Origin of the sequence: Klebsiella sp. BIGb0149 (assembly GCF_004362605.1) — a bacterium.
In the GTDB taxonomy this organism is placed as follows: domain Bacteria; phylum Pseudomonadota; class Gammaproteobacteria; order Enterobacterales; family Enterobacteriaceae; genus Klebsiella; species Klebsiella terrigena.
Map to the genome: position 1 here is coordinate 20556 of NZ_SNYG01000015.1, position 16263 is coordinate 36818.

The window sequence follows — 16263 nt, forward strand, 5'->3', positions numbered from 1 at the left end:
AGGGTGACGGAACAACCGCTTTGCAGCGATTGTGTGTAAGGCATCACAAAATAATGAAACCGGTTTCGGTTTGCGGGCTGAAAAGACAAAAAAGCCCGCCGAAGCGGGCTTTACGAGGGGAGAGGCTTTAGGTTCTGACGATCTGATTCTTGCCCTGCTGTTTCGCTTTATAGAGCGCTTCGTCGACGCTGACCACCAGTTTATCCAGCGGCTCCATGTTCCATTCGCCGAGGCCGGCGCTGAAGGTTACGCTTAGCCCCTCTTCACGCCAGGTGCGCTGGGCAATCTTAATCCGCCAGCTTTCGAGCAGCGTATGGGCATGAGTGAGATGCTCTGCGGTAAATACCACGGCAAACTCCTCTCCGCCGTAGCGGTAGAGTGAAATCTGCAGCGGCTGCAGGATTTGCAGCCCTTCACGGGCGACGCTGCGCAGAACGATATCGCCGTTGAGGTGGCCCCAGGTGTCGTTAATTGATTTAAAGTTATCGATGTCGACCAGCGCCAGGGCGAACGGCTGATGATCGTTCATTAGCGCCGCGATGTCGCTATCGAAGGCGCGGCGGTTTTTACAGCCGGTCAGGGCATCGATGGTGGCCTGGCGCACGTAGGTGAGTTCGCGCTGCTTATTGCTTTCGATAGCCTTGCTCAGCATCGCTTCCAGCCGCGGGGCGCGCTGGGCGTCGCCGGTCTTAATGGCATTGATGATATTCATCAGCACCGTGCGCGAAGCGTGGCGCAGGTAGAGGCCGAACAGGATAATGACAATGGCGCCGAGGGCAAATCCCCAGGTGACAATATCGGTTTGATAGCGCGTCAGGTCGAGCAGGGTGGAATTATTGACGCGGTAGATAACGAACCAGTCGGGATTAGTAAACGAATAGTAGTAATACCAGCTATCGCTGGCGATATCGTATAGCTGCCCCTCTGCGCTGGTCATGTTATCCATCAGGCGGCTGCTGACGTAGGGCTTAAACAGGGCGCCAGGATCCGGATGGAGCACTACCTTGCCGTCGCGCTGCACGACAAAAAACTCGCCCTGCACCGGCGCCACCATCTGCCGCAGCGCGTACCCCATCGACGTCAGATCCATATGGAAGGCGAGGCTGCCTTTGAGCCGTCCTTCCGGGGAGATGACCGGGCGATAGAGGGTAACGGTGGGGCGATGGGTAAAGTAGTCCAGGTAGGGGCTGGTGTAGAGGCTGAACGTACTGGCTTCCGCCTGTTTGATAAACCACGGACGAGATTCAGGATCGAACTTCCGGCTATCTTCCGTCTCCAGCACCTCCGGCGCGCGCAGGTAGTGCGCCTGGGTATCCGCCAGCGAGATAGAAGAGACGGTTTGCATCAGCTCCTGAAGCTGCATCAGCGCGCGTAAACCTTTCTGCGGATCGAGATTAACGGCGCTATTGAGCTCGTCATTGCGGGAAAAAAAGGTGGTGGCGCGGCTGAGAATATAATCATTTTCGCGGAGCAGCGATTCGGTGTAGTTAATGGCCAGATTATGGGTGAAGTTGCGATTAACGTGGTGATAGTCCTCAAGAAAATTCTTTTTCTGAGTGGCAATGACGAACGCTGCGATCAGTAAAAAACTGAGTAAAATCCCCGCAAACCCCACCAGAATCGGCGTAGTAAAAGAGAGTTTTCTGTTGTGACGAGCCATGAGTCGTAAATCGTTCCAGAAGGTATAAACCGTAGGTTAATACGCAGGTTTAGCCAGCATGCCTGCCGAGCGAATCAGGTAACTATTGGTCAATTATAACCACGCCCTTCCAGGGCAAGGGATTTAAATTCACCGGGGCCGGGGTTTCGCCCGCTCTCCATCGGCTGTCCGTATCGGTTATCCATTAAGGAGGCAGGGCGAAAATGAGGAAGAGAAATTATCGCCCTGGTCAGCGTCCGCTGCTGACAGGAGCAGAATAGGAAAACGGCAGAGGGTAAGCAATCTGCCGTTTTTGTTCTCGCGTTCAGGCTCGCAAACTGCGCAGGCCGTTACACTCCTCTTCAGGATGACTGCGTAGCGCGTCCCAGCCAGCTATCCCAGTCTTTCCACACCGGCTGCAGCCCGCGAGCGACCAGCGCGCTGGCGACCTCTTCGGGGCGGCGGCCGTCGTGAGGAGCGAACTGCTCCAGCTCGGGGTGATTATCGGCGTAGCCGCCGGGCTGCGTTTTGGAAAATGCGCTGACGTTGTTAATGGCCAGCGGGATCACCCGATCGCGGAAATCGGGGGCTTCGCGGGTTGAAAGCGACAGCTCAACCTCCGGCGCCAGCAGGCGGAAGGCGCAGATGGTCTGCACCAGCTGGCGCTCGTCCATCAGCGATGCCGGTTCGATCCCGCCGGCGCACGGCCGCAGCCGGGGGAAGGAGACCGAGTAGCGGCTGCGCCAGTAATGCTGCTGGAGCCACAGCAGATGCTCGGCGACCATATAGCAATCCACGCGCCAGCTATCGGAGAGGCCAATGAGCGCGCCCAGGCCGATCTTATCGATCCCCGCCTCGCCGAGACGATCCGGCGTATCCAGACGCCAGAAGAAGTCCTGCTTCTTCCCCTTCAGATGATGCTGGGCGTACATGCTCTCATGATACGTTTCCTGATAGACCATCACGCCGTCCAGGCCGAGCGTTTTCAGCTCGGCGTACTCTTCGGTGCTCAGCGGCTGCACCTCCATCTGTAGCGAGGAGAACCGGCTGCGGATCGCCGGCAGATGCTGGCGAAAATAGTCCATCCCCACTTTGCCCTGGTGTTCACCGGTGACCAGCAGCAGATGCTCAAAGCCCATCTGGCGGATGGCGGCGCACTCGCGGGTAATTTCATCGCTATCCAGCGTCTTGCGCTTGATGCGGTTGCTCATTGAAAAGCCGCAGTAGGTGCAGTCGTTCGCGCACAGGTTAGAGAGATAGAGGGGAACGTAGAAGCTGACGGTGTTGCCAAAGCGCTGGCGGGTCAGGCGCTGCGCGCGCTGCGCCAGCGGCTCGAGATAGCCGGCGGCGGCGGGGGAGAGCAGGGCCATCATATCGTCGCGAGTCAGCTGTTTTGCCGCTATCGCCCGCTCAACGTCGGCTGGCGTTTTGCTGTTGATGCGCAGGCGGATATCATCCCACTCCAGCTGCTTCCAGCGGTCGGTGAAGGTGCTCATGCCAGCGCCTCCAGGAAACCGGTCAGCGGGCTGGTGGCCTGCGCCTGGGCGCTGCGCGCGCCGGGTCCGGCCTGACGGGCCAGCAGGCCCGCTTCTACCGCCAGACGAAACGCGCGCGCCATGGTCACCGGATCGTCGGCGACGGCGATTGCGGTATTCACCAGCACCGCGTCGGCGCCCATCTCCAGCGCCTGCGCCGCATGGCTGGGCACGCCAATACCGGCGTCAACGACCACCGGTACCGTTGCCTGGGCGATAATGATTTCCAGCATGGCGCGGGTTTCCAGCCCCTGATTGGATCCGATGGGGGCGCCGAGCGGCATCACCGCCGCGCAGCCCGCCTCCTCCAGCCGTTTACACAGCACCGGGTCGGCGCCGCAGTAGGGCAGAACCACGAAACCTTCCCGTACCAGGATCTCTGCCGCCTTCAGGGTTTCGATGGGGTCCGGCAGCAGCCAGCGCGCGTCCGGATGAATCTCCAGCTTTAACCAGTGAGTCCCCAGGGCTTCCCGCGCCAGGCGGGCGGCGAACACGGCTTCTTCCGCCGTTTTCGCTCCCGACGTATTCGGCAGCAGGCTGACGCCGGCGGCCAGTAAAGGCGCGAGGATCGCATCATTGTGCTGACGTAAATCGACGCGCTTCATTGCCAGCGTCACCAGCTGGCTTCCCGAGGCGCGGATCGCCTCGACCATAAGGTCCGGCGCGGAAAATTTTCCGGTACCGGTAAAAATATGTGAGTCGAACGTTTTGTCTGCGATACGTAACATGTCAGCCTCCGGCGATAACCTGAAAAAGCAGGACCCGATCGCCTTCCTGCAGAAGATGGTGGTCCCACCGCTCGCGCGGCAGAACCTGTTGATTGAGCGCCAGCGCGATGCCCGCCTGCTGCTGTTCCAGCTGAGCGAGCAGGGCGGCGACGGTGAGCGCATCGGCGCAGCGGAGCGGCTCGTCGTTAAACCAAATCTGCATGTTGTCCTCCGCATACCGGACAGCTCTGCGCCCGCTGTAGCGCCAGGCTGCGCCAGGCGCTGGTACGGGCGTCAAACAGCCGCAGCGTATTACGCGGCGTGACCATGCCGGAGAGCAGCTTGATCGCCTCCAGCGCCTGCAGCGTACCCATCATGCCGACCACCGGTCCGATAATGCCCGCGGTGCGGCAGCTGCGCTCGGGCTCGGCCGTATCCGGCCACAGGCAGCGATAGCAGCCCTGCTCCCACGGCGGGGTCAGAACCATCAGCTGCCCGCCAAGCCCGACGGCGCTGGCGGTAATTAACGGCGTTTTGCGGGTCACGCAGGCGGCGTTGATGGCCTGGCGGCTCTCCATGTTATCGGTACAGTCCAGCACCAGATCGGCCTGCGCCACTTCAGCCAGCAGCGCTTCGCCGCTCAGCCGCTGCCGCAGGGGGATAATATCGATCTGCGGATTGAGCCGCGCCAGCCGCTGGCGGGCGGCCGTCGCTTTCGGCCGGGCAATGTCGTCGCTGGTGAACAAAATCTGCCGCTGCAGGTTGCTGACGTGAACATCGTCGTCGTCGGCGAGGACCAGCGTACCGACGCCGGCGCCCGCCAGATAGAGCGCCGCGGGGGAGCCAAGCCCGCCGAGTCCGACGATCAGCACCCGACTGGCCAGCAGCTTCTGCTGGCCTTCGATGGCGATATCCTCCAGCATCAGCTGGCGGCTGTAGCGCATAAAATCGCTATCATTCATCGCCTGCTCCCGCCATTTCCAGCAGCTGCGCGGTGGCCTGCTGCCAGTCCGCCGCCTGGGTAATCGCGCTGACCACGGCAATGCTGCCAACGCCGGTGCCGAGAACCGCCGGCGCGCGTTCGAGGCTGATGCCGCCGATGGCCACCGTCGGGTAGTCCTGCAGACGGCCGATATGCCGGGCCAGCTGCTCCAGCCCCTGCGGTGCGGAGGGCATCTGCTTGGTTTGCGTCGGGAAAACGTGACCTAATGCGACGTAGGAGGGGCGTGCCGCCAGCGCGACGTCAATCTCCATATCATCATGCGTCGAGACGCCGAGGCGCAGCCCGGCGTTGCGGATCGCGCTCAGGTCCGTCGTCTCCAGGTCCTCCTGGCCGAGGTGCACGCCGTAGGCCTGATGCTTAATGGCCAGCTGCCAGTAGTCGTTGATAAACAGCCGGGCGTGATGCTGACGGCCGAGCGCGATAGCGGCGATAACGTCATCCTCAACGTCGGCCTCACGCTTATCCTTGATTCGCAGCTGGATGGTGCGCACGCCCGCTTTCAGCAGACGTTCAATCCACACCACGCTATCCACGACCGGGTAGAGTCCTAAACGAAAAGGGACGGGTGGAAAATCGGGTTGATACATCAGGCTTGCTCCTTACGTAAATAGATTTCGCCGCCGCGGGTGCGGAAGTCCTGTGACATATCGGCCATTCCGCTTTCGATATCCTGGCGGGCGGCGTAGTCGCGTACTTCCTGGCTGATTTTCATTGAACAGAATTTGGGTCCGCACATGGAGCAGAAGTGGGCGACTTTTCCCGACTCCTGCGGCAGGGTTTCATCGTGCCAGGCGCGGGCGGTGAAGGGGTCGAGGGCGAGGTTAAACTGGTCCTCCCAGCGGAACTCAAAACGCGCTTTGGACATGGCGTTATCGCGGATCTGCGCCCCGGGATGGCCTTTGGCAAGATCGGCGGCGTGGGCGGCGATTTTGTAGGTTATCAGCCCCTGCTTCACGTCCTCTTTGTTCGGCAGCCCGAGGTGCTCTTTCGGCGTCACGTAGCAGAGCATCGCGCAGCCAAACCAGCCGATCATCGCGGCGCCAATGCCGGAAGTGAAGTGATCGTAGCCCGGAGCGATATCGGTGGTTAACGGCCCGAGGGTATAGAACGGCGCTTCGTGACAGTGCTCCAGCTCTTCGGTCATGTTGCGGCGGATCATCTGCATCGGCACGTGGCCCGGGCCTTCAATCATCACCTGCACGTCGTACTCCCAGGCGATTTTCGTCAGCTCGCCTAAGGTTCGCAGCTCGGCAAACTGCGCTTCATCGTTGGCGTCCTGGATCGAGCCGGGGCGCAGACCGTCGCCCAGCGAGAGCGAGACGTCGTAGGCGGCGCAGATTTCGCAAATTTCGCGGAAGTGCTGATAGAGGAAGTTTTCCTGATGGTGCGACAGGCACCATTTCGCCATGATCGAACCGCCGCGGGAGACGATACCGGTGAGGCGTTTAGCCGTCAGCGGCACGTAGCGCAGCAGGACGCCGGCGTGGATGGTGAAGTAGTCAACGCCTTGCTCCGCCTGCTCCAGCAGGGTGTCGCGAAATGCTTCCCAGTTCAGATCCTCGGCAATGCCGTTCACTTTTTCCAGCGCCTGGTAGATGGGCACCGTACCGATAGGTACCGGGCTGTTGCGCAGGATCCACTCGCGGGTTTCGTGGATATAGCGGCCGGTGGAGAGGTCCATCACCGTATCCGCTCCCCAGCGGGTTGACCACACCAGCTTTTCTACCTCTTCCTCAATGGACGAGGTGATGGCAGAGTTGCCGATATTGGCGTTAACTTTGACCAGGAAATTACGGCCAATAATCATCGGCTCCGACTCGGGATGGTTGATATTGGCGGGAATAATGGCGCGGCCGGCGGCCACTTCGTCACGGACAAACTCCGGCGTGATGTTGTCCGGCAGATGGGCGCCAAACCCTTCACCCGGATGCTGGTGGCGCAGCACTGCGCTACGAATGCGCTCGCGGCCCATGTTTTCGCGGAGGGCGATAAACTCCATCTCCGGCGTGACGAGGCTCCGGCGGGCGTAGTGGCGCTGGGTGACGCGGCGGCCTGCGGCGGCCCGCTTTGGCGTCAGCAGGCGGCTAAAGCGCAGCTCATCGAGGCCGTCATCGGCCAGGCGCTGCTGGGTATAGGTGGAGCTGCGATGGCTGAGCGGCTCGCTATCGTTACGCGCGTCAATCCACGGCTGGCGCAGCTTTGCCAGACCCTGATGGACATCGATCGCAATATCGGGGTCGCCGTAGGGGCCGGAGGTGTCGTACACCGGGATCGCTTCGTTGTCTTCATAGCGCGGATTTTCTTTGCCGCCGCCGATAAGCGTGGGGCTGAGCTGGATTTCACGCATCGGGACGCGAATATTATCCTGCGAACCCTGAATGTAGATACGCTGCGAGTTGGGGAAGACCGAACCTTCAAGAGTGTCGATAAAGCGCTGAGCGCGTTCGCGCTGCTGTCGACGGGTCAGTTTTTCTGTAGACATAGCTCATTCCAGACGAAAAGGAGATGGCTTGTCAGACGACGGATGGAGTAACAGATGCGTTTGGTCCTGGAGGGACGACCGCTCTTTGCAGTTTACTCTTGTTCCCTTCGCAGGTATTAGCCTGATCAGGTTCCGCGGATCCCGAATTAACGGTCTCAGCCTTTTCCACTTTATCCTTCGCGCTGCCTCTTCGTTGGCTACGTCCGCTCGCTCCGGTCACTTACTGATGTAAGTTCCTGGAGGTTCACTGACCTGCCACCCTGAGGTATCGCGAATGCTTTTTGGAAAATGGGCACTCCGACAAGATAAAACTCCCTCCGGAGAGGGAGAATGTATGTAAACTACTCGTTAACGGCTCACAACTCAAGCAGTCGGCGCGATATTGTCGCTGATGCTGTCTTTCAGGTTATAGGTCACGGCCAAGGCGATCAGCTTATCTTCAAGCGCGAAGCGCGCTTCCAGCGCTTCACCGATATCCGAGAGCGCCTGCTGGAACTCGAGATAGTTATCGTGATCGATAGCGTTTTCGAGGCAGGAGTCGTAATAATCCATAATCTGCTGGGTGTTGGCTTCCAGCTGTGGATAGAGCCTGGTGGCGGCCAAAAGTGGCGTATCGCCTTCCATTTCCCCGATAATACGTTCATAAATACTAAAATGACCGGATGAGAGGTAATCCACCAGGCTTTGGCAAAAGTTATCCAGCGCTTTTTCATTAAGCCGCATAAATGACTCTTTGCCGGGTTTCAGGCCAACCAGCTTGTAGTAAGCCACGAGCAAATGCTTACGTACATGCAGCCAGCGATCGACCAGTTCATTATTGCCTCCAACACGTTCCGTTAGGTTTTCCAGCTGGTTTAACATGGTTGACTCCGCAAGATTAAGAAAAATAACGTTGCTCACCAAAATGTAAATATAATGTTAAAAGTGCCAGTAAAATTAAGGTAGTGCAATAGATATGGATCGTATTATTGAAAAATTAGATCGCGGCTGGTGGATCGTCAGTCACGAACAAAAATTATGGTTACCCGGCGGGGAATTACCACACGGCGAAGCGGTAAATTTTAATCTTGTCGGCCAGCACGCACAGCATATTGGCGAATGGCAAGGCGAGGCGGTGTGGCTGATACGCCAGGATCGTCGGCAGGATATGGGATCGCTGCGGCAGGTGCTGGATCAGGATCCTGGCCTGTTTCAGCTGGCGGGCCGCGGTATTCAGCTGGCCGAGTTTTATCGCTCGCATAAGTTCTGCGGTTACTGCGGGCACCCGATGCACCCGAGCAAAACCGAATGGGCGATGCTGTGTAGCCACTGCCGCGAGCGCTACTACCCGCAAATCGCACCGTGCATGATTGTCGCCATTCGCCGGGATGACACCATTCTGCTGGCGCAGCATACCCGCCACCGCAACGGCGTGCATACGGTGCTGGCCGGCTTTGTTGAGGTCGGGGAGACCCTCGAACAGACGGTGGCGCGCGAGGTGATGGAGGAGTGCGGTATTAAGGTGAAAAACCTGCGCTACGTGACTTCTCAGCCCTGGCCGTTCCCGCAGTCGCTGATGACCGCATTTATGGCGGAATACGACAGCGGTGAGATTGTCATCGATCGCAAAGAGCTGCTGGAGGCGGGCTGGTATCGCTACGACGATTTACCGCTTCTGCCGCCGCCGGGAACCGTGGCGCGCCGGCTGATTGAAGATACGGTGGCGATGTGCCGGGCCGACTATGAATGACGTGATACAATGATGGCCTGACGCATTGAAGGAACTGCAAAATGACCGAACTGAAGAACGATCGTTATCTGCGTGCGCTGCTGCGCCAGCCCGTTGATGTGACCCCGGTGTGGATGATGCGCCAGGCTGGCCGCTATTTACCGGAGTACAAGGCCACTCGCGCCGAAGCGGGCGACTTTATGTCGCTGTGTAAAAATGCCGAGCTGGCCTGCGAAGTGACGCTGCAGCCGCTGCGCCGCTATGCGCTGGACGCGGCGATCCTCTTTTCAGACATTCTGACCATTCCGGACGCGATGGGCCTGGGGCTGTACTTCGAAGCCGGCGAAGGCCCGCGCTTTACCTCGCCAGTTACCTGCAAAGCCGACGTCGACAAACTGCCGATCCCCGATCCGGAAGATGAGCTCGGCTATGTTATGAACGCGGTGCGCACCATCCGCCGCGAGCTCAAAGGTGAGGTTCCGCTGATTGGCTTCTCCGGCAGCCCGTGGACGCTGGCGACCTATATGGTTGAAGGCGGTAGCAGCAAAGCCTTTACCGTGATTAAGAAGATGATGTACGCCGAGCCGAAGGCGCTGCACGCGCTGCTCGACAAGCTGGCTAAAAGCGTCACGCTGTACCTGAATGCCCAGATTAAAGCCGGCGCTCAGTCGGTGATGATTTTTGATACCTGGGGCGGAGTGCTGACCGGCCGTGATTATCAGCAGTTCTCGCTCTACTACATGCATAAAATCGTCGACGGCCTGCTGCGTGAAAATGAAGGCCGCCGCGTGCCGGTGACCCTGTTTACCAAAGGCGGCGGACAGTGGCTGGAGGCGATTGCAGAAACTGGCTGCGACGCGCTGGGCCTCGACTGGACAACCGATATCGCCGATGCGCGTCGTCGCGTTGGCCACAAGGTCGCGCTGCAGGGCAATATGGATCCCTCCATGCTTTACGCGCCTGCAGCCCGCATTGAAGAAGAAGTGGCGACCATCCTTGCCGGCTTTGGTCAGGGAGAAGGCCACGTCTTCAACCTCGGACACGGCATTCATCAGGACGTGGATCCTGCGCATGCCGGCGTGTTTGTGGAGGCGGTACACCGGCTGTCAGCACAGTATCATCGCTAAGGAGCGACTATGGATTTGGCTTCTCTCCGTACCCTGCAGCGGGATTTAGCAGAATCGGTCATTCGTGAAGATCGGCTGGATCGCGATCCGCCGCGGCTGATCGGCGGCGCGGACGTCGGGTTTGAGCAGGAAGGAGAAGTCACCCGAGCGGCGATGGTGCTGCTGGCCTGGCCTTCACTGGAGCTGGTTGAATATCAGGTGGCGCGCGTTGCCACCACCATGCCCTATATTCCCGGCTTCCTCTCGTTTCGCGAAACCCCCGCGCTGCTGGCTGCGTGGGAGCTGCTTTCACAAAAGCCGGATCTGCTGTTCGTTGACGGCCACGGCATTTCCCACCCCCGGCGTCTTGGCGTAGCCAGCCATTTCGGACTGCTGGTGGACGTGCCTACCATCGGCGTGGCGAAAAAGCGCCTGTGCGGCAAATGCGACGCCCCGGGCGACGAGCCGGGGGCGCTGACGGCGCTGATGGATAAAAACGAACAGCTGGCGTGGGTGCTGCGCAGCAAGGTGCGCTGTAACCCGCTTTTTATCAGCACCGGCCACCGGGTTGGGCTGGATAGCGCCTTAATGTGGGTGGAACGCTGTATGAAAGGTTATCGCCTGCCGGAGCCGACGCGCTGGGCGGATGCGGTGGCATCAGAGCGCCCGGCGTTTATCCGTTGGCAAGCAAATCACGGCTGATTCAGGTAAACTGCGGCTAATTTCTGACTTCGAGAATTCATCATGTTACAAAACCCGATTCATCTGCGCCTGGAGAAGCTGGAAAGCTGGCAGCACGTCACTTTTATGGCCTGCTTGTGTGAGCGCATGTACCCCAATTACGCCATGTTTTGCCAGCAAACCGAATTTGCCGATGGCCAGCTGTATCGCCGTATCCTCGATCTGATCTGGGAAACCTTAACGGTCAAAGACGCGAAGGTGAATTTTGATAGCCAGCTGGAGAAGCTGGAAGAGGCGATCCCGGCGGCTGACGACTATGATATGTACGGCGTCTATCCGGCGATCGATGCCTGCGTCGCGTTAAGCGAGCTGATTCACTCGCGCCTGAGCGGCGAAACCCTCGAGCACGCCATTGAGGTGAGTAAGAGCTCCATTACCACCGTCGCGATGCTGGAAATGACCCAGGCCGGTCGTGAAATGACCGACGAAGAGCTCAAGGAAAACCCGGCGGTTGAACAAGAATGGGACATTCAGTGGGAAATTTTCCGCCTGCTGGCCGAGTGCGAAGAGCGCGATATTGAACTGATAAAAGGACTGCGCGCCGACCTTCGTGAAGCCGGCGAGAGCAATATTGGTATAAATTTTCAGCAGTGAGACCAGAAAACGTGATTTACCGCCTGAATTGTAGCGTCTGAAGGCTTCCATTCCGCCCCCCGTCTGGTCTACATTTGGAGGGCGAAAAAAAGTGGCTATCGGTGCGTGTATGCAGGAGAGTGTTTTTCAGCATTTCCGTCGCACTCGGTGCTTAGCAAGCGATAAACACATTGTAAGGATAACTTATGAACAAGACTCAACTGATTGATGTAATTGCGGACAAAGCTGACCTGTCCAAAGCACAGGCAAAAGCTGCCCTGGAATCTACCCTGGCTGCAATTACTGAGTCTCTGAAAGAAGGTGATGCTGTCCAACTGGTTGGTTTCGGTACCTTCAAAGTGAACCACCGCGCTGAGCGTACTGGCCGCAACCCGCAGACCGGTAATGAAATCAAAATTGCCGCTGCTAACGTGCCGGCGTTTGTTTCAGGCAAAGCACTGAAAGACGCAGTTAAGTAAGACCGCGTGGCAGTGTACAGTTTTACCGAAGGGGCCTTTAAGCCCCTTTTGTCTATCTGGCGTCGCACGCTGACGCTGGCAGGCGTACTGTTGCTCACTGCCTGCAGCCATGATTCCTCGCTCCCGCCTTTTACCGCCAGCGGCTATGCTGACAACCAGGGAGCGATGCGTATCTGGCGCATGGATTCCAATGGCGAGGTGCACCTTCTCGCCGCTTTTAGTCCGTGGCGTCACGGCAACACTTCAACCAGCGAGTACCGCTGGCAGGGCGATCGGCTGACGCTGATTGAGCTCAACGTTTACGGCAAGACCACGGAACATATTCGCGCCCGCTTTGATGACCAGGGCGAGCTGAGCTTTATGCAGCGTGAAATCGACGGGCAAAAGCAGCAGCTCTCCAGCGACCAGGTCGCGCTCTACCGCTACCGGGCGACGCAGATCCGCCAGACCAGCGACGCGTTGCGTCAGGGCCGCGTTGTGCTGCGTCAGGGACGCTGGCACGCCGATCGGACCGTCACCACCTGTGAAGGGCAGACCGTTAAGCCAGACCTGGATGCCCGGGCGTTAGCCCATATCGCCCGCCGCCAGGATCACTCCTCCGTCGAGGTCAGCGTCGCGTGGCTGGAAGCCTCTGAAGGTTCGCAGCTGCTGCTGGTGGCAAACGAAGACTTCTGTACCTGGCAACCGCAGGAAAAAACCTTCTAACGTTTTACCCGCGCTTCATACTCCGATGCGCGCTACCCTCGTTGCCGCACCCGCCGGGCATCACTCCGCCGCTCCTTGCAGAGCCGTACTCCGCGCATGCCAAATAAAACGGGCGGCCACAAAACTGAGGCCACCCGTTAATACAGAAGGATGCGTAAATCCGGCAGGTGAAACGACGCCGTTAGCTTTGCTCGCGAGCGATGGCGCGCCAGCCGATATCGTCACGGCTAAAGCTGCCGTTCCAGCGGATATCGGTAAGCAGCTCATAGGCACGCTGCTGCGCCTGGGCCACGCTATCGCCCAGCGCCGTTACGCACAGTACGCGGCCGCCGTTGGTGAGCACGCGCTGGTCGGCAGAAAGCTGGGTGCCCGCATGGAACACTTTGCCATCCGCCGCTTCTTCCTGCGGCAGGCCAAAGATCTCGTCGCCGGTGCTGTAGCTGCCCGGATAGCCGCCCGCGGCCACGACCACGCCGAGAGAAGCGCGGCTGTCCCACTCTGACGTTTTCTCATCCAGCTTGCCATCACAGGCGGCGAGGCACAGCTCCACCATGTCCGACTTCATGCGCAGCATGATGGGCTGAGTTTCCGGATCGCCGAAGCGGCAGTTGAACTCGATAACCTTCGGGTTGCCCTGCTTATCGATCATCAGACCCGCGTAGAGAAAGCCGGTATAGGTATTGCCTTCCGCCGCCATCCCTTTGACCGTTGGCCAAATAATACGCTCCATGGTGCGCTGATGAACCTCATCCGTGACCACCGGGGCCGGAGAGTACGCGCCCATGCCGCCGGTGTTAGGGCCGGTGTCGCCATTACCGACGCGTTTGTGGTCCTGGCTGGTGGCCATCGGCAGCACGTGCTCGCCGTCGACCATCACGATAAAGCTGGCCTCTTCGCCGTCGAGGAACTCTTCAATAACGATACGATGGCCGGCGTCGCCAAAGGCATTGCCTGCCAGCATATCGTTAACGGCGGCTTCCGCCTCTTCGAGCGTCATGGCGACAATCACGCCTTTCCCGGCCGCCAGGCCGTCAGCTTTGATAACGATCGGCGCGCCTTTCTCACGCAGGTACGCAAGGGCAGGCTCAACCTCGGTAAAGTTCTGGTACTCGGCGGTGGGGATCTTGTGGCGCGCGAGGAAATCTTTGGTAAAGGCCTTAGAGCCCTCGAGCTGCGCGGCACCTTCCGTTGGGCCGAAGATTTTCAGTCCGGCGGCGCGGAAGGCATCGACAATGCCGATCACCAGCGGCGCTTCCGGGCCGACGATGGTCAGATCGATATTTTCGCGCTGTGCGAAGCTCAGCAGTGCCGGAATGTCGGTCACGCCGATCGCCACGTTCTGCAGCGCGGGCTCCAGGGCGGTGCCGGCATTACCCGGAGCCACATAAACGGTATCAACCAGCGGCGATTGCGCCGCTTTCCAGCCTAACGCGTGCTCGCGCCCGCCGTTACCAATCACTAATACTTTCATGTGTTACTCCGTGAATTAATGGCGGAAATGGCGCATGTCGGTGAAGATCATCGCGATACCGTGCTCGTCGGCAGCGGCAATCACCTCTTCGTCGCGAATAGAGCCACCCGGCTGGATCACGCAGCTCACGCCAACTGCCGCGGCCGCATCAATGCCGTCACGGAACGGGAAGAATGCGTCGGATGCCATTGCTGAGCCTTTCACTTCCAGGCCTTCGTCGCCGGCTTTAATCCCGGCAATTTTGGCGGAGTAAACGCGGCTCATCTGGCCTGCGCCTATGCCGATGGTCATATTCTCTTTGGCATACACGATGGCGTTGGATTTGACGAACTTGGCGACTTTCCAGCAGAACAGCGCATCACGCAGCTCCTGCTCGGTTGGCTGGCGCTTGCTGACCACGCGCAGCTCAGCGTTGGTAACCATGCCCAGATCGCGATCCTGTACCAGCAGCCCACCGTTAACGCGTTTGAAATCAAGGCCCGGTGCGCGTGAGGTCCACTCGCCGCAGGTCAGGACGCGGACGTTCTGTTTCGCCGCGGTGATTTTCAGCGCCGCTTCGCTAGCGGACGGGGCGATGATCACTTCGACAAACTGGCGGGAGATAATAGCCTGCGCGGTTTCGGCATCCAGCTCGCGGTTGAAGGCAATAATGCCGCCGAACGCTGAGGTCGGGTCGGTTTTATAGGCGCGGTCGTAAGCATCCAGCAGGGAATCGCTTACCGCAACGCCGCACGGGTTGGCGTGCTTGACGATGACGCATGCCGGCTCGCTGAACTCTTTCACGCACTCCAGCGCCGCATCGGTATCGGCAATGTTGTTGTAGGAAAGCGCTTTGCCCTGCAGCTGCTGGGCGGTGGCAACGGACGCTTCCTTAATTTCTTCTTCTATATAGAAGGCGGCCTGCTGATGGCTGTTTTCACCGTAGCGCATATCCTGCTTCTTAATGAAGTTCAGGTTCAGGGTACGCGGGAAGCGGCCTGAAGCTTCCTGAGTTTCACCGTGATAGGCCGGAACCATGCTGCCGAAGTAGTTGGCAATCATGCTGTCATAGGCTGCGGTATGCTCGAAGGCTTTAATGGCGAGGTCGAAACGGGTGTCGAGAGTCAGGGAGCCTTCGTTGGCGTCCATCTCTTTAATAATGGCGGCGTAGTCGCTGCTCTTAACAACGATAGCGACATCTTTATGGTTCTTGGCCGCGGAGCGCACCATGGTCGGGCCGCCGATATCGATGTTTTCAACCGCGTCTTCCAGCGAGCAGCCTTCACGGGCGACGGTCTGGGCAAACGGGTAGAGGTTAACGACGACCATATCAATAGGAGAGATAGCGTGCTGCGCCATGATCTCATCATCCTGACCGCGACGACCCAGAATGCCGCCGTGTACTTTCGGATGCAGGGTCTTAACGCGTCCATCCATCATTTCCGGGAAACCGGTGTAGTCAGAGACTTCGGTTACCGGCAGGCCTTTCTCCGCCAGCAGGCGTGCGGTACCACCCGTAGAGAGTAGCTCAACACCACGAGCGGAAAGAGCCTGCGCGAATTCGACGATACCGGCCTTATCAGAAACACTGAGCAGGGCGCGGCGGACTGGACGACGTTGTTGCATGGTATTAAATCCCCAGGATTTGAACATTACAGAGAGCGTTAGGTGAGTTTTTGCCTAAAAACTCACCTAACGCACCCAACCGGGCGTCCGTGTCATAGCGCGGCATTGTAACGAAAACGTTTGCGCAACGCTCGCGAATTTTTATCTTTCTCTTTGCAGGGGGAGATCTTTCCTTATATCTCCTTATAGAAGGGCGCTGCGACGGCCTTTATAGAGAAGGATCGCCGACGGTCTGTGGATAATTCTGTGCGTAACAGGGTATAAACCGGGCTTTTGCTGGGGAATGCAGCAGTCAGTCATTTTTCTGCAATTTAACTATTGCGGGCGCTCGAGAACTCCCTATAATGCGCCTCCATCGACACGGAACAACGGCAAACAAGCCGCCGGGTTGAAAGAGAAAACTTCTGAAAAACGGGGTTGACTCTGAAAGAGGAAAGCGTAATATACGCCACCTCGCAACGGTGAGCGAAAGCCGCGTTGCACTGCTCTTTAACAATTTATCAGACAAT

General features: G+C 58.7%; 16 protein-coding genes. 6 read left to right on the forward strand and 10 right to left on the reverse strand.

The window, feature by feature from the left end:
* Positions 1–127: 127 nt before the first annotated feature.
* From EDF75_RS26905 to rsd, 8 genes are all read right to left on the reverse strand, one after another.
* The gene (locus tag EDF75_RS26905) at positions 128–1660 is read right to left on the reverse strand and encodes a sensor domain-containing diguanylate cyclase (protein ID WP_133601472.1); all 1533 of its coding nucleotides are present in this window, start codon (positions 1658–1660) and stop codon (positions 128–130) included.
* 341 nt (positions 1661–2001) lie between these two features.
* Complete coding sequence (gene thiH / locus EDF75_RS26910; protein ID WP_133601473.1) at positions 2002–3135, reverse strand: 2-iminoacetate synthase ThiH; 1134 nt, start codon at positions 3133–3135, stop codon at positions 2002–2004.
* A complete protein-coding gene (gene thiG, locus EDF75_RS26915) occupies positions 3132–3902 on the reverse strand; it encodes a thiazole synthase (RefSeq protein ID WP_133601474.1) in 771 nt (256 codons plus the stop codon). The genes thiH and thiG overlap by 4 nt, the downstream gene beginning before the upstream one ends.
* Before the next feature lies 1 nt (position 3903).
* A complete protein-coding gene (gene thiS, locus EDF75_RS26920) occupies positions 3904–4104 on the reverse strand; it encodes a sulfur carrier protein ThiS (RefSeq protein ID WP_045858019.1) in 201 nt (66 codons plus the stop codon).
* On the reverse strand, positions 4088–4843 hold the full coding sequence (locus EDF75_RS26925) for a HesA/MoeB/ThiF family protein (protein WP_133601475.1): 756 nt from the start codon (positions 4841–4843) through the stop codon (positions 4088–4090). Before EDF75_RS26925 ends, thiS begins: the two co-directional genes overlap by 17 nt.
* Entirely contained in the window at positions 4836–5471 is a 636-nt protein-coding gene (thiE, locus tag EDF75_RS26930; protein ID WP_133601476.1) for a thiamine phosphate synthase, read from the reverse strand. Before thiE ends, EDF75_RS26925 begins: the two co-directional genes overlap by 8 nt.
* Positions 5471–7366 (reverse strand): phosphomethylpyrimidine synthase ThiC, encoded by a 1896-nt coding sequence (thiC, locus tag EDF75_RS26935; protein ID WP_133601477.1) that lies wholly within the window; start codon positions 7364–7366, stop codon positions 5471–5473. Before thiC ends, thiE begins: the two co-directional genes overlap by 1 nt.
* 363 nt (positions 7367–7729) lie before the next feature.
* On the reverse strand, positions 7730–8227 hold the full coding sequence (gene rsd, locus EDF75_RS26940; RefSeq protein WP_133601478.1) for a sigma D regulator: 498 nt from the start codon (positions 8225–8227) through the stop codon (positions 7730–7732).
* A gap of 94 nt (positions 8228–8321) precedes the next feature.
* Here rsd and nudC point away from each other — a divergent pair, with 94 nt between their 5' ends.
* The 6 genes from nudC to EDF75_RS26970 all read left to right on the forward strand — a co-directional run bounded on the left by nudC (position 8322) and on the right by EDF75_RS26970 (position 12678).
* Complete coding sequence (gene nudC, locus EDF75_RS26945) at positions 8322–9095, forward strand: NAD(+) diphosphatase (protein ID WP_133601479.1); 774 nt, start codon at positions 8322–8324, stop codon at positions 9093–9095.
* Between the two features lie 41 nt (positions 9096–9136).
* Entirely contained in the window at positions 9137–10201 is a 1065-nt protein-coding gene (gene hemE, locus EDF75_RS26950; protein ID WP_133601480.1) for a uroporphyrinogen decarboxylase, read from the forward strand.
* Between the two features lie 9 nt (positions 10202–10210).
* The gene (gene nfi, locus EDF75_RS26955; protein ID WP_133601481.1) at positions 10211–10882 is read left to right on the forward strand and encodes a deoxyribonuclease V; all 672 of its coding nucleotides are present in this window, start codon (positions 10211–10213) and stop codon (positions 10880–10882) included.
* A gap of 42 nt (positions 10883–10924) precedes the next feature.
* Positions 10925–11515 (forward strand): YjaG family protein, encoded by a 591-nt coding sequence (locus EDF75_RS26960; RefSeq protein ID WP_133601482.1) that lies wholly within the window; start codon positions 10925–10927, stop codon positions 11513–11515.
* A 185-nt stretch (positions 11516–11700) separates the two neighbouring features.
* Positions 11701–11973, forward strand: a complete 273-nt coding sequence (gene hupA / locus EDF75_RS26965; RefSeq protein ID WP_004097675.1) for a nucleoid-associated protein HU-alpha — start codon at positions 11701–11703, stop codon at positions 11971–11973.
* Positions 11974–11985: 12 nt separating this feature from the next.
* Entirely contained in the window at positions 11986–12678 is a 693-nt protein-coding gene (locus EDF75_RS26970) for a DUF1481 domain-containing protein (RefSeq protein ID WP_045858041.1), read from the forward strand.
* A gap of 181 nt (positions 12679–12859) precedes the next feature.
* Here EDF75_RS26970 and purD read toward each other — a convergent pair whose 3' ends face one another.
* Together purD and purH are read right to left on the reverse strand one after the other, a co-directional pair.
* Positions 12860–14149: a phosphoribosylamine--glycine ligase gene (gene purD / locus EDF75_RS26975; RefSeq protein WP_076948186.1), complete on the reverse strand. Its 1290-nt coding sequence runs from the start codon at positions 14147–14149 to the stop codon at positions 12860–12862.
* Positions 14150–14164: 15 nt separating this feature from the next.
* Complete coding sequence (gene purH, locus EDF75_RS26980) at positions 14165–15754, reverse strand: bifunctional phosphoribosylaminoimidazolecarboxamide formyltransferase/IMP cyclohydrolase (RefSeq protein WP_133601483.1); 1590 nt, start codon at positions 15752–15754, stop codon at positions 14165–14167.
* Between the last annotated feature and the right edge of the window lie 509 nt (positions 15755–16263).

Bases quoted from the DNA above. Each gene is read 5' to 3' on its own strand.
- EDF75_RS26905 (WP_133601472.1), bottom strand. From the start codon at position 1,660: ATGGCTCGTCACAACAGAAAACTCTCTTTTACTACGCCGATTCTGGTG.
- thiH (WP_133601473.1), bottom strand. From the start codon at position 3,135: ATGAGCACCTTCACCGACCGCTGGAAGCAGCTGGAGTGGGATGATATC.
- thiG (WP_133601474.1), bottom strand. From the start codon at position 3,902: ATGTTACGTATCGCAGACAAAACGTTCGACTCACATATTTTTACCGGT.
- thiS (WP_045858019.1), bottom strand. From the start codon at position 4,104: ATGCAGATTTGGTTTAACGACGAGCCGCTCCGCTGCGCCGATGCGCTC.
- EDF75_RS26925 (WP_133601475.1), bottom strand. From the start codon at position 4,843: ATGAATGATAGCGATTTTATGCGCTACAGCCGCCAGCTGATGCTGGAG.
- thiE (WP_133601476.1), bottom strand. From the start codon at position 5,471: ATGTATCAACCCGATTTTCCACCCGTCCCTTTTCGTTTAGGACTCTAC.
- thiC (WP_133601477.1), bottom strand. From the start codon at position 7,366: ATGTCTACAGAAAAACTGACCCGTCGACAGCAGCGCGAACGCGCTCAG.
- rsd (WP_133601478.1), bottom strand. From the start codon at position 8,227: ATGTTAAACCAGCTGGAAAACCTAACGGAACGTGTTGGAGGCAATAAT.
- nudC (WP_133601479.1), top strand. From the start codon at position 8,322: ATGGATCGTATTATTGAAAAATTAGATCGCGGCTGGTGGATCGTCAGT.
- hemE (WP_133601480.1), top strand. From the start codon at position 9,137: ATGACCGAACTGAAGAACGATCGTTATCTGCGTGCGCTGCTGCGCCAG.
- nfi (WP_133601481.1), top strand. From the start codon at position 10,211: ATGGATTTGGCTTCTCTCCGTACCCTGCAGCGGGATTTAGCAGAATCG.
- EDF75_RS26960 (WP_133601482.1), top strand. From the start codon at position 10,925: ATGTTACAAAACCCGATTCATCTGCGCCTGGAGAAGCTGGAAAGCTGG.
- hupA (WP_004097675.1), top strand. From the start codon at position 11,701: ATGAACAAGACTCAACTGATTGATGTAATTGCGGACAAAGCTGACCTG.
- purD (WP_076948186.1), bottom strand. From the start codon at position 14,149: ATGAAAGTATTAGTGATTGGTAACGGCGGGCGCGAGCACGCGTTAGGC.
- purH (WP_133601483.1), bottom strand. From the start codon at position 15,754: ATGCAACAACGTCGTCCAGTCCGCCGCGCCCTGCTCAGTGTTTCTGAT.